24 protein-coding genes are annotated in these 23,705 nt (G+C 63.2%); 8 read left to right on the top strand and 16 right to left on the bottom strand.

All coding sequences use genetic code 11. The features are described from left to right. Positions 1 to 5 precede the first annotated feature (5 nt). Together PHF15_RS05010 and PHF15_RS05005 are read right to left on the bottom strand one after the other, a co-directional pair. Positions 6 to 749, bottom strand: coding sequence for a LytTR family DNA-binding domain-containing protein (locus PHF15_RS05010; RefSeq protein WP_300119442.1), 744 nt, complete (start codon positions 747 to 749; stop codon positions 6 to 8). A gap of 19 nt (positions 750 to 768) precedes the next feature. Next, entirely contained in the window at positions 769 to 1,812 is a 1,044-nt protein-coding gene (locus PHF15_RS05005; RefSeq protein ID WP_300119440.1) for a histidine kinase, read from the bottom strand. An 87-nt stretch (positions 1,813 to 1,899) separates the two neighbouring features. Between PHF15_RS05005 and argH the strand changes: the two genes are divergently transcribed. Then, positions 1,900 to 3,351: an argininosuccinate lyase gene (gene argH, locus PHF15_RS05000; RefSeq protein ID WP_300119438.1), complete on the top strand. Its 1,452-nt coding sequence runs from the start codon at positions 1,900 to 1,902 to the stop codon at positions 3,349 to 3,351. 4 nt (positions 3,352 to 3,355) lie between these two features. Beyond that, a complete protein-coding gene (locus PHF15_RS04995; RefSeq protein ID WP_366520579.1) occupies positions 3,356 to 3,871 on the top strand; it encodes an anti-sigma factor in 516 nt (171 codons plus the stop codon). 63 nt (positions 3,872 to 3,934) lie between these two features. Here the strand turns inward: PHF15_RS04995 and PHF15_RS04990 are convergent, their stop codons facing one another. Beyond that, positions 3,935 to 5,062: an FAD-binding oxidoreductase gene (locus tag PHF15_RS04990; protein WP_300119434.1), complete on the bottom strand. Its 1,128-nt coding sequence runs from the start codon at positions 5,060 to 5,062 to the stop codon at positions 3,935 to 3,937. 97 nt (positions 5,063 to 5,159) lie between these two features. On the opposite strand from PHF15_RS04990, the gene PHF15_RS04985 reads away from it, so the two are divergent. Then, on the top strand, positions 5,160 to 6,314 hold the full coding sequence (locus tag PHF15_RS04985) for an alpha-hydroxy acid oxidase (RefSeq protein ID WP_300119432.1): 1,155 nt from the start codon (positions 5,160 to 5,162) through the stop codon (positions 6,312 to 6,314). A gap of 21 nt (positions 6,315 to 6,335) precedes the next feature. On the opposite strand, the gene mdcH is transcribed toward PHF15_RS04985, so the two are convergent. Genes mdcH through dctP form a run of 10 tightly spaced genes read right to left on the bottom strand, consistent with a single transcriptional unit; the run spans position 6,336 to position 15,455 of the window. Beyond that, positions 6,336 to 7,253, bottom strand: coding sequence for a malonate decarboxylase subunit epsilon (gene mdcH, locus PHF15_RS04980; protein WP_300119430.1), 918 nt, complete (start codon positions 7,251 to 7,253; stop codon positions 6,336 to 6,338). Then, positions 7,250 to 8,236, bottom strand: a complete 987-nt coding sequence (mdcB, locus tag PHF15_RS04975) for a triphosphoribosyl-dephospho-CoA synthase MdcB (RefSeq protein ID WP_300119428.1) — start codon at positions 8,234 to 8,236, stop codon at positions 7,250 to 7,252. Before mdcB ends, mdcH begins: the two co-directional genes overlap by 4 nt. A 60-nt stretch (positions 8,237 to 8,296) precedes the next feature. After that, a complete protein-coding gene (mdcG, locus tag PHF15_RS04970) occupies positions 8,297 to 9,022 on the bottom strand; it encodes a malonate decarboxylase holo-[acyl-carrier-protein] synthase (protein WP_300119426.1) in 726 nt (241 codons plus the stop codon). Continuing rightward, positions 9,006 to 9,704, bottom strand: a complete 699-nt coding sequence (gene mdcE / locus PHF15_RS04965; protein WP_300119424.1) for a biotin-independent malonate decarboxylase subunit gamma — start codon at positions 9,702 to 9,704, stop codon at positions 9,006 to 9,008. The genes mdcG and mdcE overlap by 17 nt, the downstream gene beginning before the upstream one ends. After that, positions 9,701 to 10,597 carry a biotin-independent malonate decarboxylase subunit beta gene (locus PHF15_RS04960; RefSeq protein ID WP_300119423.1) on the bottom strand — a complete coding sequence of 299 codons (897 nt, stop codon included), beginning with the start codon at positions 10,595 to 10,597 and terminating at the stop codon, positions 9,701 to 9,703. Before PHF15_RS04960 ends, mdcE begins: the two co-directional genes overlap by 4 nt. Beyond that, positions 10,594 to 10,929 carry a malonate decarboxylase acyl carrier protein gene (mdcC, locus tag PHF15_RS04955; protein WP_300119422.1) on the bottom strand — a complete coding sequence of 112 codons (336 nt, stop codon included), beginning with the start codon at positions 10,927 to 10,929 and terminating at the stop codon, positions 10,594 to 10,596. The genes PHF15_RS04960 and mdcC overlap by 4 nt, the downstream gene beginning before the upstream one ends. A gap of 17 nt (positions 10,930 to 10,946) precedes the next feature. Then, complete coding sequence (gene mdcA / locus PHF15_RS04950; RefSeq protein ID WP_300119420.1) at positions 10,947 to 12,599, bottom strand: malonate decarboxylase subunit alpha; 1,653 nt, start codon at positions 12,597 to 12,599, stop codon at positions 10,947 to 10,949. 12 nt (positions 12,600 to 12,611) lie between these two features. Further along, a complete protein-coding gene (locus PHF15_RS04945; RefSeq protein ID WP_300119418.1) occupies positions 12,612 to 13,919 on the bottom strand; it encodes a TRAP transporter large permease in 1,308 nt (435 codons plus the stop codon). Continuing rightward, positions 13,916 to 14,461: a TRAP transporter small permease gene (locus tag PHF15_RS04940; protein ID WP_300119416.1), complete on the bottom strand. Its 546-nt coding sequence runs from the start codon at positions 14,459 to 14,461 to the stop codon at positions 13,916 to 13,918. The genes PHF15_RS04945 and PHF15_RS04940 overlap by 4 nt, the downstream gene beginning before the upstream one ends. Then, positions 14,451 to 15,455 (bottom strand): TRAP transporter substrate-binding protein DctP, encoded by a 1,005-nt coding sequence (gene dctP / locus PHF15_RS04935; protein WP_300119414.1) that lies wholly within the window; start codon positions 15,453 to 15,455, stop codon positions 14,451 to 14,453. Before dctP ends, PHF15_RS04940 begins: the two co-directional genes overlap by 11 nt. A 173-nt stretch (positions 15,456 to 15,628) precedes the next feature. Here dctP and PHF15_RS04930 point away from each other — a divergent pair, with 173 nt between their 5' ends. Genes PHF15_RS04930 through PHF15_RS04920 form a run of 3 tightly spaced genes read left to right on the top strand, consistent with a single transcriptional unit; the run spans position 15,629 to position 18,204 of the window. Further along, entirely contained in the window at positions 15,629 to 16,291 is a 663-nt protein-coding gene (locus PHF15_RS04930) for a GntR family transcriptional regulator (RefSeq protein ID WP_300119412.1), read from the top strand. 18 nt (positions 16,292 to 16,309) lie between these two features. Further along, positions 16,310 to 17,557, top strand: a complete 1,248-nt coding sequence (locus PHF15_RS04925) for a rhodanese-like domain-containing protein (protein WP_300119410.1) — start codon at positions 16,310 to 16,312, stop codon at positions 17,555 to 17,557. Positions 17,558 to 17,580: 23 nt separating this feature from the next. After that, positions 17,581 to 18,204 carry a flavin reductase family protein gene (locus PHF15_RS04920; RefSeq protein ID WP_300119408.1) on the top strand — a complete coding sequence of 208 codons (624 nt, stop codon included), beginning with the start codon at positions 17,581 to 17,583 and terminating at the stop codon, positions 18,202 to 18,204. 56 nt (positions 18,205 to 18,260) lie between these two features. Here the strand turns inward: PHF15_RS04920 and PHF15_RS04915 are convergent, their stop codons facing one another. Continuing rightward, a complete protein-coding gene (locus PHF15_RS04915) occupies positions 18,261 to 19,184 on the bottom strand; it encodes a DUF808 domain-containing protein (RefSeq protein ID WP_300119406.1) in 924 nt (307 codons plus the stop codon). A 143-nt stretch (positions 19,185 to 19,327) separates the two neighbouring features. On the opposite strand from PHF15_RS04915, the gene PHF15_RS04910 reads away from it, so the two are divergent. Continuing rightward, positions 19,328 to 20,446 (top strand): beta-ketoacyl-ACP synthase III, encoded by a 1,119-nt coding sequence (locus PHF15_RS04910; protein ID WP_300119404.1) that lies wholly within the window; start codon positions 19,328 to 19,330, stop codon positions 20,444 to 20,446. 7 nt (positions 20,447 to 20,453) lie between these two features. On the opposite strand, the gene PHF15_RS04905 is transcribed toward PHF15_RS04910, so the two are convergent. Next, a complete protein-coding gene (locus PHF15_RS04905) occupies positions 20,454 to 20,984 on the bottom strand; it encodes a GNAT family N-acetyltransferase (protein ID WP_300119402.1) in 531 nt (176 codons plus the stop codon). 86 nt (positions 20,985 to 21,070) lie between these two features. Continuing rightward, positions 21,071 to 21,919, bottom strand: a complete 849-nt coding sequence (locus PHF15_RS04900) for a 3-hydroxybutyryl-CoA dehydrogenase (protein ID WP_300119400.1) — start codon at positions 21,917 to 21,919, stop codon at positions 21,071 to 21,073. A 128-nt stretch (positions 21,920 to 22,047) separates the two neighbouring features. Here PHF15_RS04900 and ipdC point away from each other — a divergent pair, with 128 nt between their 5' ends. Further along, positions 22,048 to 23,670: an indolepyruvate/phenylpyruvate decarboxylase gene (ipdC, locus tag PHF15_RS04895; protein WP_300119398.1), complete on the top strand. Its 1,623-nt coding sequence runs from the start codon at positions 22,048 to 22,050 to the stop codon at positions 23,668 to 23,670. The last annotated feature ends 35 nt before the right edge of the window (positions 23,671 to 23,705 follow it).

Raw genomic sequence — 23,705 nt, 5'->3', positions numbered from 1 at the left:
TGCCATCAGGCCGCGCTCACCAGCGCCCGCACGGCGGCAAGCTGGCGGCGCGAAACGAACAGCGTTTCCTCGACGCCGTCCAGCTGCACTGCCCACCCCTCTCCCTCTTCGGGGTCGTGGTGCCTCTCCAGCGCCCGCACGGCGCGCCGGGCCACCAGCGCATTGCGGTGAATGCGCATGAAGCGGCTGGCGTAGCGGGCCTCCAGCTCGGACAGCGCGCCCTCCAGCAGGTAGCTGCGGCTGGCGGTGCGCACCGTGATGTATTTCAGCTCGGCCTTCAGGTACAGCACCTGCGCCAACGGCACGCGCTCGGCGCCGCCGCGCTCCTGGATCACCAGCACTTCCTCAAGCCATTCTGCTGGAGCTTGCGGCACAAGCTGCGTCACACGCGCTATTTTTTGCAGTGCGGCCTGCAGGCGCTCCAGCCGCACCGGCTTGGTGAGGTAGTCCAGCGCCTCCAGCTCGAAAGCCTGCACCGCGTGTTCAGCGTAGGCCGTGACAAAAACGATGGCGGGCGGATGGGGCAACTGGCGCAGCGCCTGCGCCAGCATCAGGCCATCGGCGCCGGGCATGTGGATGTCAAGCAGCACTGCATCGACCGCATGGTGCTGCAAGAACTCCACCGCCTGCACCGCATTGGCAGCTTCACCAAGCACCTGCGCACCAGGCTGGCCGCAATCGCCCAACAGCGCTTTGAGCCGGCTGCGCGCCAGGCTTTCATCGTCCACCACCAATACGCGGATCATCATGCGGCCTCCTCTGCGCTGTTCAAGCGGGCACCTCGATCCTGACCTGATAAACACCGTCTTTCAAGCCGCTTTGAAAACGGGCCTGCACGTCGTGCAACAGGCCCAGGCGCTCGCGCACATTGGCCAGCGCCAGCCCATTGCCTTGTGCGCTCCTCGAAGCTGGCGTGGTGTTGCTGACCTTGATGACCACGCGCGAGCCCCGGAGCTGGGTGCTGACTCTGATGTCGGCCCCGCTGGCGCTGGGTTCCACCCCATGCTTGACGGCGTTTTCCACCAGCGGTTGCAACAGCAGGGGCGGCAAACGGGCCGAACCGGCTGCTGCGTCGAGCACCCACTCGATGCGGATGCGCTCGCCAAAGCGCACCTGCTCGATCGCCAAATAACGCTGCGCCAAGGCAATTTCTTCCGCCAGCGTGACCGACTCGCCCTGTTCCATCAGGGCATGGCGAAACAGGTCACTCAGGTCTTCGAGCAGCGTTTCGGCACGGCGCGGCTCGGCGCGCACCAGGGCAACAGCGCTGTTCAGGGTGTTGAACAAAAAATGCGGCCGGATGCGCGCCTGCAGCTCGGCCAGGCGCGCCGCCGCCGCTGCCGGCGCCTTGCCCTTGGCGCGCAAGACCAGCGCGGCCACCAACGCAGCCGACAGCATGGCCCCGGCAAAAGCACTGGCCCACCACGGCGCGGCTTGCAGCGAGCCGACCATGGCCAGCATGGCACAACCGTACAACCCCGCCAGGGCGCCAAGGATGATGCCGGCCGCCTGTTGCAGCGCAGGACTCAGGCGCGCCAGCACTTGTTTCAGGCTGCACGCCACGATCAGCCACAGCAGGGTGGCGGGCAAGGTGGCGCCAGTCATCAGCGACAGCCGGGTCAACCAGTCGAGCGGTGTGGCGGCACCGAACATGGCCGCCACCGCCACCACCGACTGCACAAACAGAACGGCGCGCAACACCACGCCCACATGGCAGGCGTCGAACACCAGAACGGCAGGGCGCGGCACGGCATTCCCGGTCGGCGCCGCGGCCGGGTCATGGAAGCCCGATAAAATTTGGGTATCTTTCATTCATCTGCCTGATACGCGGCCGGTTTGGTCACTGCGGCAATTATTGATGATTCTCGGGCACAGCGCCCTCAACTAACTTGATTTTCGATGAGCCAAAACCAATTCGACAAAAAGTCCCAAGCCTGGTCGGCGCTGTTTTCAGAGCCCATGAGCGACCTGGTCAAGCGCTACACCGCCAGCGTTTTTTTTGACAAGCGCCTGTGGCAGGCCGACATCGCCGGCTCGCTGGCCCATGCCGGCATGCTGTCGGCGCAGGGCATCATCTGCGCCCAGGACCTGGCCGACATCGAGCGCGGCATGGCTCGGATCAGCGCTGAAATCGAGTCCGGCGCCTTCGAGTGGAAGCTCGACCTGGAAGACGTGCACTTCAACATCGAGGCGCGCCTGACCCAGCTCATCGGCGACGCCGGCAAGCGCCTGCACACCGGGCGCTCGCGCAACGACCAGGTGGCCACCGACGTGCGCCTGTGGCTGCGCGGTGAAATCGACCTGATCAGCGCATTGCTGCTAGACCTGCAAACCTCTTTGATTGACGTGGCAGAGCAGCATGTCGAGGTGATCCTGCCCGGCTTCACCCACCTGCAGGTGGCACAACCTGTCAGCTTTGGCCATCACCTGCTGGCCTATGTGGAAATGTTCAGCCGCGACGCCGAGCGCATGACCGAGGTGCGGCGTCGGGTCAATCGCCTGCCACTGGGCGCGGCCGCGCTGGCCGGCACCAGCTACCCGCTGGACCGCGAGCGTGTCGCCGTGGCACTGGGCATGGTCGATGCGCAGGGCCGACCGCAGGTGTGCCAGAACTCGCTCGATGCGGTCAGCGACCGCGACTTCGCCATCGAGTTCAGCGCCGCCGCCGCGCTGTGCATGGTGCACATCAGCCGCATGAGCGAAGAGCTGGTGTTGTGGATGAGCCAGAACTTCGGCTTCATCAAAATCGCCGACCGCTTCACCACCGGCAGTTCCATCATGCCGCAGAAGAAAAACCCCGACGTGCCCGAACTGGCGCGCGGCAAGACCGGCCGCGTGGTCGGCCACCTGATGGGCCTGATCACGCTCATGAAAGGCCAGCCGCTGGCCTACAACAAGGACAACCAGGAAGACAAGGAGCCACTGTTCGACACGGTGGACACGCTCAAGGACACGCTGCGGATCTTTAGCGAGATGATCGGCGGTCAGATGAACCCTGCCACGGGTCAAAAAGAAGGCGGCATCACGGTCAACGCCCCCGCCATGGAACAGGCCGCACTGCGCGGTTACGCCACCGCCACCGACCTGGCCGACTACCTGGTCAAGAAAGGCCTGCCGTTCCGTGATGCGCACGAGACCGTGGCGCATGCCGTCAAGGCCGCCATCACCCACCAGGTGGACCTGTCTGAACTGCCATTGGCGGTGCTGCAGGGCTTCAATGCGAGCATCGAGAAAGACGTTTACGCGTGTTTGAGCCTGCGCGGCTCGCTCAACGCCCGCGACATCCTGGGCGGCACCGCGCCCAAGCAGGTGCGCTCACAAATTGCCAAGCACCGGGCCCGACTGGGTTGAGCACATGACAACACCTGAAACAAAAGAACCCATCCCGCCTTACACCACCGGCTGGCGCTTGGCCACCATCATCTGCGTGGTGTTGCTGGCCGTGGGCAGCGCGACCGGGGTCAGCCTGTACGAGATGTTCAACGCGCAAATCACGCACCTTCAGGGCAAGCTCAAAAATGTTCCGCAAACCAAATACATCGCCGTGCTGCTCGACGCCCAGCAGGCCCCCGGCGTGCTGGTCACGTTCGACCCGCTGGATGGGTTTTTGCAGTTGCAGCGCCTCACCGACATCAAGGAAGGCCAGAACGACAGCATGCAGCTGTGGGACACCAGCGTTCCCGGCCAGCCCAAATCGTTGGGGGTGCTGACGCCCAAAATCAGAACGGCGCAATTGCCCGCCACCGATAAATCGCTCGCCAAAGTGACCCACCTGTCCATCAGTGTCGAAAACCGGGGCGGTGCCGAAGCCGGCGCACAGCCGCTGCTGCCCTACCTGTACCGCGGTGCACTGGTGCAGAAAGCGCTTTAAAAACCTGAGACCTTGCGGGACAGACCAGGATTTGCGCAGCAAATTTGCTCTGTCCTCAACTGATTAGACCCAGAACCGACTGGCCGCCAGCGCCTCCTGCCGCACGCCCATCGCCGCCATGGCCGACGGCACCGGCAGACCGCGCACCAGGGCTGAAGCCAGTTCGCCCATGGCGGGTGCGGTCTGGATGCCGTAGCCGCCCTGGCCCGCCAGCCAGAAAAAGCCGGGGGCATCGGGGGCGAAGCCGACCACCGGGGTCTTGTCGGCAACGAACGAGCGCAAGCCGGCCCATTTGCGCCGTACCCGGCGGATCTGCAGGGTGGTGGCGGCCTGCAGCCGGTCCACGGCAATCGCCACATCGAGTTCCTCGGGCTGCACATCTTGCGCCGGCACCGGGTCGGCATTGGCGGGCGACACCAGCAGCAGCCCGGCCTCGGGCTTGAAGTAAAACGTCTCGCCGGCATCAATCACCAGGGGCCAATCCTGGATCTGCGCGGATGCTGGCACCTCGCAGGTGAAAGCAGTGCGCCGCATCGGCACCAGCCCCACTGGCCTGACGCCGGCCAGCAGCGCCAGTTCATCGCACCAGGCCCCCGCCGCGTTGACCAGAACGGGGGCGCAAAAACGCCCGGCGGGCGTGCTCACGCGCCACTGGCCGTCGTCAAAGCTGATCTCACTGACCCCGGCGTCGCACACGGTTTGCGCCCCGGCTGCCTTGGCGCCGCGCAAAAAACCCTGGTGAATGGCGTGCACGTCCATGTCCATGGCGTCGGGTTCATAAACACCGCACACCGCGGCCTCGGGTCGCAGCACCGGCACGCGCTGCAAGATGTCGCCCTGGCTCCACCATGCAATGTTGGGCACCAGGGCACGCATGGCGTCCAGCGTCTGGCGCAGCGCGGGATGGTCCGCCTCCGCGCCAACGATCAAGGCACCGCGCGGCGACACCAGCGGAAACGACGAAAAGCCCTCGGGTGGCTGGAAATAGAAAGGTTTGGACGCGGTGGTGATGGCACGCACCGTGGCGTTGCCATAGGTTTCCGAATACAGCGCGGCCGAGCGCCCGGTGGCGTGGTAGCCGGGTTGCGACTCGCGCTCGAGCAGAATCAGCCTGGCATGGGGTGCCAGAAAATAGGCCGCCGAAGCACCCGCCATGCCGGCGCCGATGATGAGAACGTCTGTGCTTTGCATGAACTGACCCGGAACATGGGATGCAGTCACTTTAACGCATCAGGAGAGCTCACTGGCGCTGGCATTACCATGCAGGCACTTTTTTCAGGAGACTCTGATGCCCATCATCACCAACATCGAAGACCTGCGGCTGCTTGCCAAAAAGCGCGTGCCGCGCATGTTTTACCAATACGCTGACTCCGGCTCCTGGACCGAATCGACCTACCGCGCCAACAGCGACGATTTTCAGGGCATCAAACTGCGCCAGCGCGTCGCCATCAACATGGAAAACCGCAGCACCGCCAGCACCATGATCGGCCAACAGGTGGCCATGCCGGTGGCCATGGCGCCCGTCGGCCTGACCGGCATGCAATGCGCTGACGGCGAGATCAAGGCGGCCAATGCGGCGAAGAAATTCGGCATACCGTTCACGCTGTCCACCATGAGCATTTGCTCGATCGAAGACGTGGCCAGGGAGACCGGCGGCCATCCGTTCTGGTTCCAGTTGTATGTGATGAAAGACCGCGACTACATCGAGCGCCTGATCGACCGCGCCAAGGCAGCGAACTGCTCGGCGCTGATGCTCACCTTGGACCTGCAGATCATCGGCCAGCGCCACAACGATATCCGCAACGGTCTGTCGGCACCACCCAAACTCACCGTGCGCAACATGCTCAACATGATGACCAAGCCGCGCTGGGGACTGGGCATGCTGGGCACGCCGCGGCGCGGCTTTGGCAACATCGTCGGCCACGTCAAGGGCATCGAGACCATGGGCACCCTGAGTGAGTGGACCGCCAAACAGTTCGACCCGGCGCTCAACTGGGGTGACGTGGAGTGGATCAAGCAACGCTGGGGCGGCAAGCTGATTTTGAAAGGCATCCAGGACGTGGAGGACGCCCGCCTGGCCGTTGATTCTGGCGCCGACGCGCTGATTGTGAGCAACCACGGTGGCAGGCAACTCGACGGCGCGCCATCGTCCATCACCGCCCTGCCCGCCATTGTCGATGCGGTGGGCAGCCGGATCGAGGTGCACATGGACGGCGGCATTCGCAGCGGCCAAGATGTGCTCAAGGCGCGCGCCCTGGGTGCGCGCGGCACCTACATCGGCCGCGCCTTTTTGTACGGACTGGGCGCCATGGGCGAGGCCGGTGTGACCCGGGCGCTGGAGATCATCCACAAGGAACTTGATTTGACCATGGCCTTTTGCGGGCGCACACAGATCGACAGCGTGGACAAGGGGATTCTGCTGCCGGGGACCTACCCGACATAGGCACCTTCGCGAATTCAACTTTCACCCGTTTCGCAGAACCCATTGCACAGCCCCTTGGGCGTGCTGGAACTCATCGAGGGAACGCGCCGGGATGTCGGGAAAGCGCTCGTTCCACATTTTGGCCAGCGCTGACCCGGCGCCGATTTCCAGCACACAGGCCACCTGCCGTTCTGCGATTGATTCCATGCAGGCGGCCCATTGGACTGTGCTGGCCAGTTGGCGGCTCAGGGCCTGGCGCAGCGTGGCCGCCTGCCGGCTTAGCGTGCCATCAGCATCGGTGGCGATGGGACACAGCGGAGCGGCGAATGGCAACCCGACCAATGCCTTGGCAAAGTCCTGTGCGGCTGGCGCCATCCATGACGAATGCGAGGCCACGCGCACGTCGAGCCGCTTGCACACTGCACCCAGCGCCACCAGCAGGGGCGTGGCCTGGTTCAGGACGATGTCGGTCGCCGCGAACACCGACTGGTGGCGATGAATGCGTATCGCACATTCGAGTCCCAGACCGGCACAGACTGCAAGTACCCTGTCCTCTGACAAGCCTGTCACGGCCATCATGCCGGTCTGCCAGCCCAGCACCGCCAGATCCATCAACTCAGCCCGCTGCTGCGCCAAAGCGATGGCCTGCTCTGTCGAGAACACACCGGCACAGGCATAGGCCGCGAGTTCGCCCACGCTGTAGCCAGCGACGACAGCGGGGGCCTGCGGCAATTGGTCCTTGATGGCTGCCCATGCCGCCAGCGAGGTGCCGGTGATGAGCACTTGGGCGAAAGTGTTACTGCTGCGGCTGGCCTCGTGCTGTAGCGCATTGCGCCAATCGGTGCCAATGCGCTGGCTCATGGCGCGCAAGCTTGCCGCGGCCAGGGGTTCGGCTTCGAGCCAGGGCAACATCGTCGGATGCTGGCTGGCCTGACCCGAAAAGACGAGGGCGTAACTCATGCGGCAAGCTCGGGCGGTGTTTTGAGTGAATCGCTCTCGTCATTGCGAACGCAGTGAAGCAATCCATGTAGTCCGGACTGCCGCGTCGCTAACGCGCCTCGCAGTGACGGTTCAGGATCCATTTGCAGGCGCGACTGAACCCAACAGGCACTCGCCAATACGTCAGCGGAACCGCCCGGAGAAAGTCGACGTGCCACGAATGCAGCATGGATGGCACGGGCATGGGACAGCCAGTCGGTTTGCATGACACCGCCCGCCCGCAAAAACTGGAGCGCCGACGCCTGAACAAAGCGCAGACCGTCGATGCCGCCGCGGTGGACACAATTGGTGTCGTCCAGCGCGGTCATGGTGGCAAACAGGGTTTGTACACGGGCCGCGCGATCGCCCGCCCCCGCCTGCAAAGCGGCTTGCAGGGCAGGCAGGGCGACGTCGAACAGCACCGGGAACGCCTGCGCCGCCTCGTCGCCCGCGCTGCGCAGCCCAAAGCGACGTGCCGCCGCTTGACCATGGGACACCGGCGCGGTGAGCCGTGCGGCATTCGCGCGCCGCGTCAAGGCGTCGCCCCAGGTGGATGTCAGCACGGCACGCAGATGCTGCGGCGTGACCAGCACACCCTGGGCCAGCAACCGGCCCGCGCTGGCGCACAGCAGACCCAGGCAAAAAATGGCGCCGCGGTGGGTGTTGATGCCACGGGTGGCTATCAACATGCGGGCTTCGGCGCTTTGTCCCAAGCCTTCCAGAACAGCAAAGGGTGCACCGGCAAGACCTGCCCACACCATGCGAGGGAAATAGCCGCGCAAGACAAACAGGCTGCGCACGAAGGTCTGGGCAGTCATGTCGGTATGGCTGCCGCAGTCCCGAAAAGACACCAGTCCCGGTTTTGGCTCCAGCGCCACCTCCGCGTAAAGTGCGCGCACCGCGGCCAGCCCAATACCGTACACGGCGTTTGAACGATGGTTTGGCAGCGGTTGATCAGCCCGCATTTGGACACGCCTCCGTCATCGCGAGGTGAGCCGCGCCGTGGCGATCCATGTGGCGGGGAGTCATGGATTGCCGCGCTTCGCTCGCAATGACCTTCCCCAAATCTTCAGCTCTGCCAACGTGGCCAGCCCGATACTTTGACGGTCTTTGAGCATGACCTGCGCTGTGTGCCCGGCCAGAAGACGCTGCAATTCGCGCCAGGCAACGGCCTGACCGCCCGGGAAAACGACTTCGCCATCGAGTCGCGGCCCCAACTCAGCCCTAGCCAGCAACGCCGTCGCCCCGCAAGCCGTCTCGAAATCCGGCACGTTCAGGCTGATATCGATGTCCGAAGCTTCGTGCACATAGGGCATGTGGGTGAGCCACTGCCAGCCGTGCGAGCCGTAAACCCGTGGCGTCACAGCCAGTGGTGTCAGCTTTTCATCCAACTTGAATGCGGCAGGCTCCCACGGCATGGCCTGCGCCACTTGCCGCAGGGTGGGAAAGGTCGCAACGGCAGCCACCTGATCCAGCCCAAGCTTCAGCGCCAGGCGCCGCCGGGACCATTGCCGTGGTGCCGGCAAACCCAGGCAAACCTGCGCTGATTCAACATCAATGCGCTGGCGGCACACCACCAGCGGCAGCTTGTTGCGCTGCCAATGCGCCAGAATGGCTTGCGCCTCAGCGTCCCAGGCATGGGCTTGCAGCTGCGCCCAGCCCTGCGCATGAAGGCAGACCAATTGGTTGCGTCGCAAGTCCTCCATGCCGTGCACCACGCTGGCCTGACACGATTCAGGCGTTGACCACACGCATGGCAACTTGTTCGGCCAGCAGGCGCCCGCCACGTGCCGCGCCCTCGGCCGCACGCGTGTCCACGGTCGTGGCCTGCTGCAATGCCGCAACCAGGCAGGCTTGCAGATCACCGCGCCAAAGCGCCTCAATGCCGCCCATGGCCACATAGTTTTCCACGCCCGGCGCGAACACCGGATTGGTCTTGGAGAGCTCGGCCAGGCGTTGCTCGTCAAGCTTGGTCACGCGCGCCATGGCTGGCAGACGCATGACACGGATCTCGGCCTCGGGCAGCGCGTAGCAGGCATCGGCCATCAGGCCCGAGGTGATGAAGCCGCCCGACAGCGCCTGGTCATAGACCAGGCCAATCACACGGTGCCCCTGCTGACGCGCCAGCGCGATGCAGCAACCCATGTGCGCCATATAGCGGTTGATACCGAGCAACTCATCGCGGTGGCGCAAGCGCTGGCCTTGGGTGTCCACCAGCAGCACAATGGCCCGCCCAGGGAAATCGCGCACCACATCCAGCACCACACGCGCCTGCGCCAGGGCGAGTTCGACGCCAATGGCGGCGTGGTGGGTGGTGCCCACCAGCGCGAGGGTTCGGCCATTCAGTTGGGCGCTGCCGTGCAGCAGGTCACCATCACACTGCACATCGTGCGCCGCGCCGAACAGCGCGGTAAGCAGTGCTGTCCAATTCATGCCGGTACCCTGGGTTGGTCTTCGATCAGCGCCTTCAGGGTCACAATCTCATCGGCCTCCATGTCGGTCACCCGCAGCGGCACTGGCACACCGTCGCGCTGCCAGATGTCCAGCGCATCGCGGCAGTCGCCATAACGCGTCAGGCGCTCGGTCAACAGCGCGTGTTCAGCCTCCAGCGCGGCTAGGGTCAGAGGCCGGGATTGATCGAGCAAGCCAATGGCAGCACTCCGAAATTGGGCTACGTCGTCTTCCACCAGCGCGTCGCAATCGCCCATCAGGTAACGGTGCTTGCCACCGGTAGTGCGCCACACCAGCGCACGGTCGCGGGAGTCGAATTCCTCGACGCCGTGGGACGACTCGATCACTTCGGGGCCCGACATGGCCAGACGACCGATGTCGCTCATCACCACCCAGTCGGCACAGCGCGCAATCAGGCCCATGCCGCCAAAACAGCCGTTGGCACCGCCAATGAGCATCAGCACCGGTATGCCCGCCGCGCGCACCGCCAGCAAGGCGCGCATCACCTCCGACACCGCGATGAGTCCGGCATTGGCCTCGTGCAGGCGCACGCCGCCGGACTCGGCCAGCACGATGACGGCAGCAGGCCTGCAAACCAGCGCGCGCTGAAGCAGGCCGACCAGCTTGGCGCCATGCACCTCACCCACGCCACCGCCCATGAACTCACCTTCCTGCGCGGCGAGAAAGACCGGTTGACCCGCCAGCAAGCCACTGCCGATCACGATCCCGTCGTCGAACGCCGAGGGCACGCCCAGCAGCGCCAGGTGCGGGCTGACGACGCGCTGGGCCGGTCCCAGAATCTCGTGAAAACTGTCGCTATCGAGCAGATGGGTAACACGTTCGCGGGCGGTCAATTCGGCAAAACTGAGTTTCATGCCAAGGCACCTTTGGCTGGGGAATGAGCTGCTGGCAGCGCCGCTGCGGCCTGGTCCAGCCGCAAACTCACCACGGAGGGCGTGGCCCCCATGTCATTGATCGACACGGCCACCCCTGCCAGGCCATGGCGCGCCTGAAAATCGTAAACCACAGCCTGCCAGATCGGTGCAAAACCGCGCGCCGAGGTGGTGATATCGATCTGGCAAGCGGTGCCTTGGGGCGTCGGCTCGATCATCACCTCCAGATTGCCCGAGCCCACCACGCCCACCAGCACGGGGGCGAACTGACCCGGGGCGCGATGCCCGGCAAGTTCGTAGTGCAATTTTTCCATGCTGTCTTCCTTGCGCGCTACCAGTTGCGAAAACGTTTGGGCGGGTCGTAGAGTCCACCGGAGGCACGCACCAGATCGCGCATGTTGCGGGCAGCCAGCAGGCTGCGGGTGGCGTCGCGCTTGTCGATGCCAAGGTCTTCGGCGCGCACGACGATACCGCGGTCGCGCAGGTTTTCCACCATGGCCTTGTCGCGCGCCAGACCCACCGGGGTGAAGCCGGCCACGCCGCGAATGGCCTGCTCGCGCTCTTCGTCGCTGCGGCACAGCAGCAAATTGGCAATGCCTTCCTCGGTCAGGATGTGGGTCACGTCGTCGCCATAAATCATCACCGGCGGGATCGCCATGTGCGCCTGCTCAGCCAATTGCCAGGCATCAAGCGTTTCGACAAAGGCCGGCTGCATGTGTTCACGAAAGGTTTCCACGATTTGCACCACCAACTTCTGGCCGCGCGGCATGCTTGACACCCCGGTGCGGCCCTGGCGTGCCTGGGCACCGGCCTTGAGCCAGGCCGGCGTGGCGTGGCGGCGTCCGCGCGCGTCGGCGCCCATGTTCGGCGCGCCGCCAAAGCCGGCAATGCGCCCGGTAGTGGCAGTCGAGCTGTGGCCGTTCAGGTCAATTTGCAGCGTGGAGCCAATGAACATGTCGCAGGCATAGTGGCCCGCCGCCTGGCACAGCGCCCGGTTGCTGCGCATGCTGCCGTCGGCCCCGGTAAAAAACACGTCCGAGCGCGCCTTGACATAATTTTCCATGCCCAGCTCGGAGCCGAACGAGTGCACCGAATGCACCCAGCCCGCCTCGATGGCCGGGATCAAAGCCGGGTGCGGATTCAGCGCCCAATGCTGGCAAATCTTGCCCTTCAACCCCAGCGACTCGGCGTAGGTTGGCAGCAGCAGTTCGATGGCCGCCGTGTCAAAGCCAATGCCGTGGTTGAGGCGCTGCACGCCGTATTCGGCATAAATGCCCTTGATGGCCATCATCGCCATCAGCACCTGAATTTCGGAAATTTGCGCCGGGTCGCGCGTAAACAAGGGCTCGATGGCATGCGGCTGCGGCGCCTGGATCACAAAATTGACCCAGTCGCCCGGAATATCCACCCGCGGCAGCGTATCCAGCAACTCATTGACCTGGGCAATGACAATGCCGCCCTTGAACGCCGTCGCCTCCACGATGGCGGGCGTGTCTTCGGTATTGGCGCCGGTGTAAAGGTTGCCTTGGGCATCTGCAGCCTGTGCGCAAACCAGCGATACACGCGGCGTCAAATCGACAAAGTAACGGCTGAACAGCTCCAGGTAGGTGTGGATGGCACCGATCTGAATCTGCCCGGTCGTCACCATCCTGGCGAGCCGCGCGGCCTGCGGGCCCGAGAAAGAAAAATCGAGCTTCGAGGCAATGCCGTTGTCAAAAATATCCAGATGCTCCGGCAGCGCCAGCACCGATTGCAGCATGTGCAGGTCGTGAATGTGCGCCGGGTCAAGTCGGGTCAGGCAACGCGCCAGAAAATCGGCCTGCTTCTGGTTGTTGCCCTCGATGCAGACCCGATCCCCCGGCTCCAGCACCGCCGCCAGCAGTGCCGTGGCCAGGTCGGCCGGCACCCGCTTGCCTCTCACCAGACTGGCCGCCCGCGCCAGTCTGGAATTGCGGTTGTTTGCCAAGCTGCTCCAGTTACGCATGAGCGCCCCGCATTAACCCATGACTTTGGTCGGCAACCAGGTGGCTATTTCGGGGAAGACGCACAAAATCAGAATGGCCACCACCATACACACCATGAAGGGGAAGGCGCCTTTGAGAATGGTGGTCAGCTTGATGTCGGGCGAGATGCCGTTGATGACAAACAGGTTCAGGCCGACGGGCGGCGTGATGAGGCCCAGCTCCATGTTGATGGTGAGCACCACACCAAACCAGATCGGATCAAAACCCGCTGCCGTGATGACCGGCATCAGGATCGGCGTGGTCATCAAAATGATGGCTGCCGGCGGCAAAAAGCAGCCGGCCACCAGCAGCATCAGGTTGATGGCGGCCAGCACCACCCAGCGGTTCACCTGCAAGGCACCAATGGCTTCGGCCACCGACTGTGTCACCTGCAACGACGACATCATGTAGCCAAACAAAATGGACGTGCCGATGATCAGCAGCAGCATGCCGGACTCGCGCAGCCCGTCGCGCAAAATGTGCCACATGTCGCGCGGACGCCAGACCTTGTAGATCACGGCCACCATCAGCAGGCACAGCATGGCCCCGACCCCCGCCGCCTCCGACGGTGTGGCAATGCCGCCATACAGCGCATAGACCACGCCCGCAATCACCGCCAAAAAGGGCAACAGGCGCGGCAGCAGTTCAACCTTTTCCTTGAGCGAATAAATACGGTCCTTGTCGATCAGCACGGTGCCGCGCTTCCAGCTCAAAAACAACGCCCAGGCCATGAACAAGAGGGTCAACATCAGGCCCGGCAGGATGCCCGCGATAAACAGGCGACCAATCGAGGTTTCCGAGGCGATGCCATACAGGATCATGGTGACGCTGGGCGGAATCAAAATGCCCAGGGTGCCGCCCGCTGCGATGGCGCCGGTGGCCAGGTCGGCGTCGTAACCGCGCTTGCGCATCTCGGGGATGCCCATCTTGCCAATGGCGGCGCAGGTGGCGGGGGAAGAACCGGTAAGCGCCGAGAACAGCGCGCAGGCGCCGATGTTGGAGATCACCAGCGAGCCCGGCACCTTGTGCAGCAACCGCGCCAGCGCTTCGTACAAATCACTGCCAGCGCGCGAGGAGGCCACGGCAGCCCCCATGATGACAAACATGGGCAGCGACACCAAGGTGAAGTCATCCAGGCCCGAAAAAATGGTTTCCGGCAAAAAGTGGACGCTCGACCAGCCGTCAAAAATAATCATGAACCCCAGCGCCACCGCCCCCAGACCGAAGGCGATGGGCAAGCCAGTGGCAAGCACCAGCATGGTGGTGGAAAAGACCAGAACACCAATCAACAACGGGCTCATAGGTGGACTCCAGGCGTCATGCCGTAGGGTTCTTCTTTTCCGGTCCAGACCAGCCAGATCTCGGTCAGGTACTGCAGACACAACAGCCCCAGCCCGACCGGCACACTCAGATGCGGAATCCACAGCCTGGCACGCCACATCGACGAGGTGGTGTGGCCCGAGCTCCAGGTTTCATACCACCAGGACAGCGAGGCATAAAAGAACAGACCGCAAAAGGCAAGCGCAACAAAGCTGCCGGCAAAGTAGAGCGCGCGCCGCTTGTTGCCATCCACCATCATCGGCAAGAGGTCCACCGCCACATGGCCGCGCGTGAGCAAAATATAGGGCGCACCGAGAAATGTGGCGCCCAAAATGGCAAAAGTGGCAAACTCCGTCTGCCAGATCGATGACTGGCCGAGCACTGCCCGCACAAACACCATCTGACACACCACCACAACGGCCAGCACGATCAGGCAGGCGGAAAATACCCCCAGGGCGCGCGAAACGGCATAAACCGCCTGCACCCACAGGGGCAAAGCCAGTTCCTGCTCCTTATTTAACACTGAGCGCCTTCTCGATCAGCTCCTTGCCACCGGGTACTTTTTCTGCAAACACCTTGTACGAGGTCTTGTTGGCCACGGCGCGCCAGGCTTCGGCATCGGCGTTGGACATGGTGACCACCTGAACCTTGTTCTTCTTGAAGGTTTCGACCATTTCGTCGTCCAGTTTTTTCGACTCGACATTGAAGTAGTCTTCGGCTTTTTTGGACGCCGTGGTCAGGGCTTTCTTCTGCGCGTCATTGAGCTTGTCCCAGCTTTTCTTGGAGATCAGCACCGGCTCGTACATGAACCACATGGCGTTGTCGCCAGGGGCAGTGATGCACTTGACCTGCTCGTACAAACGGAACGACACAAAACTGCCGGTCGAGGTGTCGGTTCCGTTGATCACCCCTTGTTGCATGCCGTTGTAGACCTCGTTGGACGGGATCGACACCACCGAAGCCCCGGCGCCAGCCCACATCTGCGCGAATGTGGCGCCGGCTGAACGCACCTTCATGCCGGCCGCGTCTTCGGGCTTGAGAATGCACTTGTCCTTGCCCGCAAAGGCACCCGCCAGCCAGGCATCAGCCAGCACATGGGCGCCACCCTGTGCAATGATGGCCTTGATGTCCTGCATGAAGGGCGAGGCATTGATGCGCTGAGCGTGCGCATGGTTCTTGACCAGGCCCGGCATCAGCGTGGCGCCAAATTGCGGGTGAATGCCCGAGGCGTAGTCCAGCGGCAGCGAGGTCATGTCGATCTGACCCGTCTGCATGGCCTTCCACTGGTCTTGGGCCTTCACCAGGCTGGCACCGGGAAACACCTTGATGGTGAGATCGACGTTGGCAGCGGCGACCTCCTTGGCAATCATCTGCACCATTTCGTCGCGCACGTCGCCCTTGCCACCCGGGAACTGGTGCGAAGCCTTGAGTGTGATGCTGTCGGCCAACACAGCCGTCATGGGCAGGGCGGCGACCAGCAAGCCGGTTAAAGATTTGGCAAGGGTGGGGCATTTCATGGGTTTGTCTCCTGGTTTTGAGTGTGAATACATCTAGGGGTGAAGCGTCCAACGCATTCAATCAATGCGATGAATGTGTCCGTTAATGTATATTTTGTATTTATTAAACGCATTGGTGAATACCCTAGGACATTTCTTGAATTTTGTAAAAACAGAAGTGAGAGAATTCAACGATGAAAATTTCCGACCAAGTGTGCGAAAAAATCGAGGAACAAATCGCCACCGGCGAGCTGCCACCGGGCTGCGCACTCGACGAAGCTAGGCTGGCCGAGCAGCACGGGGTGTCGCGCACACCGGTCAGGGAAGCGCTCATCCAGTTGGCCGCCGAGGGCCTGATAGAAATCCGGCCGCGTCGCGGCGCCATCGTGACGAGCATCGGTCCGGCCCGGCTGCTGGAAATGTTCGAAGTCATGGCCGAGCTCGAAGCCATGTGCGGGCGTTTGGCGGCACGGCGCATGAGCGAGGGCGAGCGCGCCGATCTGCTGGCCGCCCACCAAGCCTGCGAAGCCGCGCGCACCGCCCAGGATTCGGACGAATACTTTTATTGCAACGAGCGCTTCCATGCCGCCATCTACGCCGGCAGCCACAATGCCTTTCTGGGCGAGCAGGCGCAGCAGTTGCACCGTCGTTTGCGCCCCTATCGACGCCTGCAATTGCGCGTGCGCAACCGCATCAGCACTTCATTTGACGAACACGATGCCGTTGTCCGCGCCATTGTTGCCGGCGATGCCGCCGCCGCAGCCGCTGCCCTGCACGACCATGTCGTGGTGCAGGGTGAACGCTTTGGCGACCTGCTGGCCTCGCTGGCGGAGCTGGACCTGCCGGTCCATGCCTGAACCTGGCACAGAAAACGAATGCCCACCCCCTTCCCTTTGATGACCTGCCAGGCGGTACGCCAGGCCCTGCTGAACAAGCAGGAGATCGCGCTGCTCGACGTGCGCGAGGAAGACGTGTTTGCCCAGGCGCACCCGCTGTTTGCCGCCAATCTGCCGTTGGCGCGCCTTGACCCGGATGCCCGCCGCCGCATCCCGCGCCTTGACACGCTGATCGTGGCCTATGACGATGGTGAAGGCCTGGCCCAAGCCGCCGCGCAAATCCTGCAACAGCTCGGCTACAGCCAAGTCCACCTGTTGGACGGTGGCCTGCAAAGCTGGCAGCAGGCCGGTGGCGAGCTGTTCAAGGATGTCAACGTGCCGAGCAAGGCTTTCGGCGAGCTGGTCGATGCACAACGCCACACCCCCATGCTGTCCGCCCAGGAAGTCAAGGCCCTGCTCGAAGCCCAAGCCAATGTGGTCGTGCTCGACGCCCGCCGCTTCGACGAATACCAGACCATGAACATTCCCACCAGCATCAGCGTGCCCGGTGCCGAACTGGTACTGCGCGCCACCGCAATGGCGCCCGATCCATCCACCCGCATCATCGTCAACTGCGCCGGACGCACCCGCAGCATCATCGGCACGCAGTCGCTGGTGAACGCGGGCATCGCCAACCCGGTGGCAGCCCTGCGCAACGGCACCATCGGCTGGAGCCTGGCCGGGCAAACACTCGAACACGGCGCCGGACGCCAAGCAAACCAAGTGCCCGAGACGCAGCGCCTGGCCGCTGCGCAGCGGGCGCGGGCGGTGGCGGATCGCGCCGGGGTCAAGCGTGCGCAGCTGGCGGATGTGGCGCGCTTTCGCAGTGAAACAATGCGCACCAGCTACTGCCTTGATGTGCGCACACCAGAGGAATTTGCCGCTGGCCACCTGAGCGGCTTTGCCAGCGCGCCCGGTGGCCAACTGGTGCAGGAAACCGATGTCACGATGCCGGTGCGCGGCGCACGCGCAGTGTTGGCCGACCTGGATGGCGTGCGCGCCAACATGACTGCCTCATGGCTGGCGCAAATGGGCTGGGAGATGTGGGTGCTTGACGGCCTGCAGGCCGCCGATTTCAGAGAAACCGGCCAGCTGCCCCCGCCGGTATCGCCCTCCCCGCACCGCTACCGCCGCCCCTACGAAGGCACCAACAACCCGCATGCGGCCATGCAGGCCTATCTGGACTGGGAATATGGCCTGGTGGCGCAACTGGCGCGCGACGGCACCCACGGCTTCAAGGTGCTTTGAGCCCGCTCGCCCCCGATACAACCATGCCTGAGGCCAGCCACTTTTACGAGCCGCGCCTGGGCCATGGCCTGCCCCATGACCCATTCAACGCCATCGTCGGCCCGCGCCCGATCGGCTGGATCTCGACGCGCAGCGCCCACGGCACGCTCAACGCTGCGCCCTACAGCTTTTTTACCGCCTTCAACTACACGCCACCCATCGTCGGTTTTTCCAGCATCGGCTACAAGGATTCGGTGCGCAACATCGAACAAACCGGCGAATTCGTCTGGAACCTGGTGACACGGCCGCTGGCCGAGGCCATGAACCAGACCTGCGCCGCCGTGGCGCCTGAGATCAGTGAATTCGAACTGGCCGGCCTGACCCCGCTGGCCTCACGCCTGGTGACACCGCCGCGTATTGCCGAGAGCCCGGTGTCTTTTGAATGCCGCCTGACGCAACTGCTGCAGTTGCAGGATGCCAGCGGCCAAAAGCTGCCCACTTGGCTGGCGCTGGGCGAAGTGGTCGCCGTGCACATTGCGCGGCGCCTGCTGGTCAACGGCGTTTACGACACCGCGCGCGCCGAGCATGTGCTGCGCGGCGGTGGCGCGGCGGACTATTTTTCGGTGGGACCAGAGCAGTTGTTCAGGATGCATCGACCGCGCGGATAAAGGACCCGCGGAGCGCGTCTCAACATCCGGCGGTAGTACGGCAGAAGCATAGCGCCCTAACGCAATTTCACCTTGAGCCGCTGCCCCAGCGTCACCACCAGCAGCGCCAAGCCGCCGGCGAGCAAACCCAGCGCCATGTTGAGCAACACACCCAGCACCGGTTGCAGCAGGCTGCCCGCCAAAGCGCTGAGTTGCTCGATGCCCTGCCCCACGTCGTGCCAGCCATGCGCCAGAATGCCGCCACCGACCAGAAACATGGCCAGCGTGCCCAGCACGGTCAGGCTTTTCATCAGCAGCGGCGCGGCCAGCAGCAAGCCGCGACCCAGTTTTTGTTGCAAAGCTTGCGCCACGCTGCTGGTGCGCTGGCTCAGGTACAGGCCCAGGTCGTCGATCTTGACAATGCCTGCCACCAGACCATACACGCCCACCGTCATCAGCAGCGCCACCCCGGCCAGCACGGTGAACTGCGTCATGAACGGACTGGCCGCCACCGTACCCAGCGTGATGACGATGATTTCGGTGGACAAAATAAAGTCGGTGCGCACGGCACCCCTGATCTTGTCCTTTTCCACGGCCACCAGATCGACCGTGGGGTCAAGCAGGGCGTTGACCAGTTGCTCGTGCTCGGCAGCATCTTCGGCAGGTTTTTGCAACAGCTTGTGCGCCACTTTCTCGAAGCCCTCAAAACACAAAAACAGACCGCCCGCCATCAGCAGTGGCGTGATGACCCAGGGCGCTATGGCGCTGAGCACGAGCGCGCCGGGCACCAGAATGGCTTTGTTGATGAGGGAACCCTTGCACACCGCCCACACCACGGGCAATTCGCGCTCGGCCTTGACACCGGCCACCTGTTGGGCGTTGAGCGCCAGATCGTCCCCGAGCACACCCGCCGTTTTTTTGGCGGCCACCTTGGTCAGCAAGGCCACGTCATCGAGCACTGTGGCAATGTCGTCGAGCAACACCAAGAGACTAGTGGCCATGGGAGACCTCTCCAGACACGAAAAATTGATGTTTCATAACGGCACATTGTCGCGGATACGACGCTGACGACCCTCTCCGATCGGTTGGATAATGGCGCATCGGCACAAAAACCTGTGCATCGACCCTCTCAGAAAGAACCTTTATGCACCGCGTTTGTATCAGCAGCACCGGCCTCTATAACCCGCCAGAGATCATCACCAATGCCGAATTGGTGACCGCTTTCAATCAGTTTGCCGACCTGGACAATGCAGCCCATGCCGCTGAGATCGCCGCAGGCACCCGTGCCGCCATACCTTATTCCAGCGTGGAGTTCATCGAAAAAGCCTCCGGCATCCAGCGCCGCTACGTGGTGGAAAAGTCGGGTGTGCTCGACCCCACGCGGATGCGCCCACGGCTGCGCGTGCGGCCCGACAGCGAGGTCTCGCTGATGGCCGAGATCAGCATCGCCGCCGCCCGTGACGCCCTGGCCCGCGCGGGCAAACAGGCCGGCGATGTGGACGCCGTGATCTGCGCGGCGGCCAACATGCAGCGCGCCTACCCGGCGCTGGCGGTTGAAATCCAGGCTGCGCTGGGCATTCAGGGCTTTGGTTTCGACATGAACGTGGCCTGCTCGTCAGCCACCTTCGGCATCGAGATGGCGGTCAACGCCGTCAAATGCGGCAGCGCCCGCGCCGTGCTGGTGGTCAACCCCGAAATCACCTCACCGCATCTGGCCTGGAAGGACCGCGACTGTCACTTCATTTTTGGCGATGTCTGCACCGCCATCCTGATTGAGCGGCTGGACAACGCGCCAGCCGGCGCTTTTGAGGTTCTGGGCACGCAGCTGCTCACCTCGTTTTCCAACAACATCCGCAACAACGCGGGCTATATGTGGCGCAGTGAAGACCGCAACCCGGACGACCGCGACATGCTGTTCTATCAGGAGGGGCGCAAGGTGTTCAAGGACGTCTGCCCGCTGGCTGCTGCGCACATCAGTAGCCACCTGGGCAAACTGGGGTTCGCACCGAATGGCGTGCGTCGCTTCTGGCTGCACCAGGCCAACCTGGCGATGAACCAACTCATCAGCCGCAAACTGCTCGGACACGATGCCACGGCCGATGAAGCGCCCGTGATCCTGAACGAGTTCGCCAACACCGCCTCTGCGGGCTCCATCATCGCTTTTCACCGTCACCATGACGACTTCAAAACAGGCGAGGTGGGCGTGATCTGCTCTTTTGGCGCAGGTTATTCGATTGGCAGCGCGGTGTTGCGCCGCACCTGAATCCCGGTCAACTCAGGTCGCGCTTGAATCGGATTTCTTCAACCCGGGTGTCACCCATCGGCACGGTTTTGATGCTGGTCATTTCGCGCTTGAAACCGGCCATGTCAAAAAAACGCAAGGCGCGCTCGAAGCCCAGCGGCACCCAGGCGCTGACCTTGGTGCAGCCTTCATAGAGCAGGCCTTCACGGGCGGCGTCCCACAGCGCCAGCCCGACGCCCTGGCCCCATTGCTCAGGCGCCACATACAGCGCCCAGATCTCGCCCATGGTGTTGGGCGTCTTGGGGTCGCGCGAGCGGTCGAAGCCGACAAAACCCACCACCGTTGATTTCTGCACCGCCACCAGCACCTGGGGTTCGCTGTACTCAATGGCCTCGCGCCAGTACACCAGGCTGTGCTCGGGCGAGCCGCCCACCGGCAAGGTCTCGCCGGGGAACACAGCCTTGAAGGCGGCCTGGCTGGAGCGGGTGCGGATGTCGGCAATGGACTTGGCGTCGCGCAGAATCGCGGGGCGCACCTCGGTAGGCGTAATCAGGGACATAACAAGCGCCGGGGACGAACCCGGCCATCAATCAAAATAAGCAGGTGATTGTCGCCGCAAGACGACAAGGCGATGGTTCCTGAAGATCAGTAGGTGTAAACACCCTGTCCGGTTTTGCGGCCCAGGCGGCCGGCGGCCACCATTTCCTTCAGCGAGGGACAGGCGCGGTATTTGCTGTCGCCAAACTCGCTCAAGTACACCTCCATCACCGCCAGACAGACGTCGAGACCCACCATGTCGGCCAGCGCCAGCGGGCCGATCGGCTGGTTGCAGCCCAGTTTCATGCCGGCGTCGATGTCCTCAGCCGTGGCCAGGCCCTCGGCCAGCACAAAGAAGGCTTCGTTGATCATCGGCACCAGAATGCGGTTGACCACAAAACCGGGTGCGTTTTTGACCGTGATCGGGGTTTTTCCCAGGGCGGTGGCCATGGCGTGCACCGCGGCGTGCGTGGCATCGCTGGTTTGCAGGCCGCGAATGATCTCGACCAGCGCCATCATCGGCACCGGGTTGAAGAAGTGCATGCCGATGAATTTGTCGGCGCGGGTGGTCACAGCGGCCAGCTTGGTGATGGAAATCGACGAGGTGTTGGAGGCAATGATCACCTCCGGGGCCAGCAAGGCATCAAGCTGCTTGAGGATTTTGACTTTTAGATCGTAGTTTTCAGTGGCAGCTTCAATGACCAGTTGCGCGCCCTTGAGGTCGTCGTAGCTGGTGCTGCCATGGATGCGTGCCATGGCCGCGGTTTTGTCATCCGCAGTGATCTTTTCTTTCTTGAGCAAACGGTCCAGGCTACCCGACACGGTGGCGACACCCTTGGCCACAGCGGCTTCCGAAATATCGATCATCACCACCTTGATGCCTGACACGGCGCAAGCCTGTGCAATGCCGTTACCCATGGTGCCCGCGCCAATGATGCCAACTGTTGTGATACCCATCTTGAAAACTCCTGAAAAATGAAGCTGCAATGGTAACGGTTTGAGCCCCGGTAAACCCTGACGCAACAGGGGTCTCAAGCACGATGGACTGTGATAATGCAGGCACCTTAAACCAGGAGACATTCCACATGAATCTCACCGAACAACTGCTGACCGCGCTCAAAAAGCACGGTGCGCGGCAGATTTTTGGCATCCCCGGCGACTTTGCCCTGCCCTATTTCCGCATCATCGAAGAGTCGCAGATTTTGCCGCTCTACACCCTGTCGCACGAGCCCGGCGTGGGTTTTGCGGCCGATGCCTCGGCGCGCATCAATGGCAGCCTCGGTGTGGCGGCGGTCACCTACGGCGCGGGCGCCTTGAACATGATCAATTCGGTGGCGGCCGCCTTTGCCGAAAAGTCGCCGCTGGTGGTGCTGTCGGGCGGGCCGGGCAAGAACGAGTCGCGCTCGGGCCTGCTGCTGCACCACCAGGCCAAGACGCTCGACAGCCAGTTTCAGATTTTCAAGGAAATCACCTGTGACCAGGTGCGCCTGGACGATGCCGAGCGCGCCCCGGCTGACATTGCCCGCGTGCTGGCCAACTGCCTGCGCCACTCCGAGCCGGTGTACATCGAGATTCCGCGCGACATGGTGGCCGTGCCCTGCCTGGAGGTGGTGCCGGAGCCAGAGTTCAAGGTGGACCCGGACGCGCTGGATGCCTGCGTCGATGAAATTCTGGCGCGTTTGGCCCAAGCCCAATCACCCGTGCTGATGGCCGGTGTGGAAGTGCGCCGCTACGGTCTGGAAGACAAGGTGGCCACCCTGTCACGCCGGCTGGGGCTGCCGGTGGTGACCAGCTTCATGGGTCGCGGCCTGCTGGCGGACCAGGACGCACCCTTGGTCGGCACCTACATGGGTGTGGCGGGCTTCCCCGAAGTGACGCAACTCGTGGAAGGCTCCGACGGCCTGTTTTTGCTGGGTGAAATCATCTGCGACACCAACTTTGCCGTGTCGGAGACCAAGATCGACATGCGCAAGACGATCCAGGCCTTGAACGGCCAGGTCAACATTGGCTACCACACCTATGCCAATCTGCCGCTGGCTGCAGTGGTGAACCGCATGCTGGAACGCGTGCCCGGACCCGACAAAGCCTTCAGCGTGACGCGGCAAAGTTTTCCCACCGGCCTGGCTGAAGACGACCAAAGCATCACCCCCACCGACATTGCCACGGCCGTGAACGACCTGATGGCCAGGCACGGCAAGATGCCGATGGCTTCCGACATGGGCGACTGCCTGTTCACCGCCATGGAAATCAGCCACACCGCGCTGGTGGCGCCCGGCTATTACGCCACCATGGGTTTTGGCGTGCCCGCGGGCCTGGGCCTGCAAGCCGCCACCGGTGAACGCCCGCTGATTCTGGTCGGCGACGGCGCCTTCCAGATGACCGGCTGGGAGCTGGGTAACTGCAAGCGCTACGGCTGGGACCCGATCGTGCTGCTGTTCAACAACGCCAGTTGGGAAATGCTGCGGACCTTCCAGCCCGAATCCGGCTTCAACGACCTGGGTGAGTGGGGTTTTGCCGACATGGCGCGTGGCCTGGGAGGGGACGGCGTGCGGGTTCGCACCCGAGCCGAACTCAAGGCGGCACTTGATGCAGCCATGGCCACAAGCGGGCGCTTCCAACTGATTGAAATCATGATCCCAAGCGGCGTGTTGTCCAACACGCTGGCGCGATTTGTGGCGGGGGTCAAGCGCTTGAATGCTGCCAAGTAATAGCAGAATTCTTGAGGCCATTGAACAGCATCTTC

The sequence above is a fragment of the Rhodoferax sp. genome, from assembly GCF_028689295.1.
In the GTDB taxonomy this organism is placed as follows: Bacteria; Pseudomonadota; Gammaproteobacteria; order Burkholderiales; family Burkholderiaceae_C; genus Rhodoferax.
The sequence above is the reverse complement of the archived record's forward strand: the minus strand, read 5'-3'. Positions and strand labels throughout refer to the sequence as shown.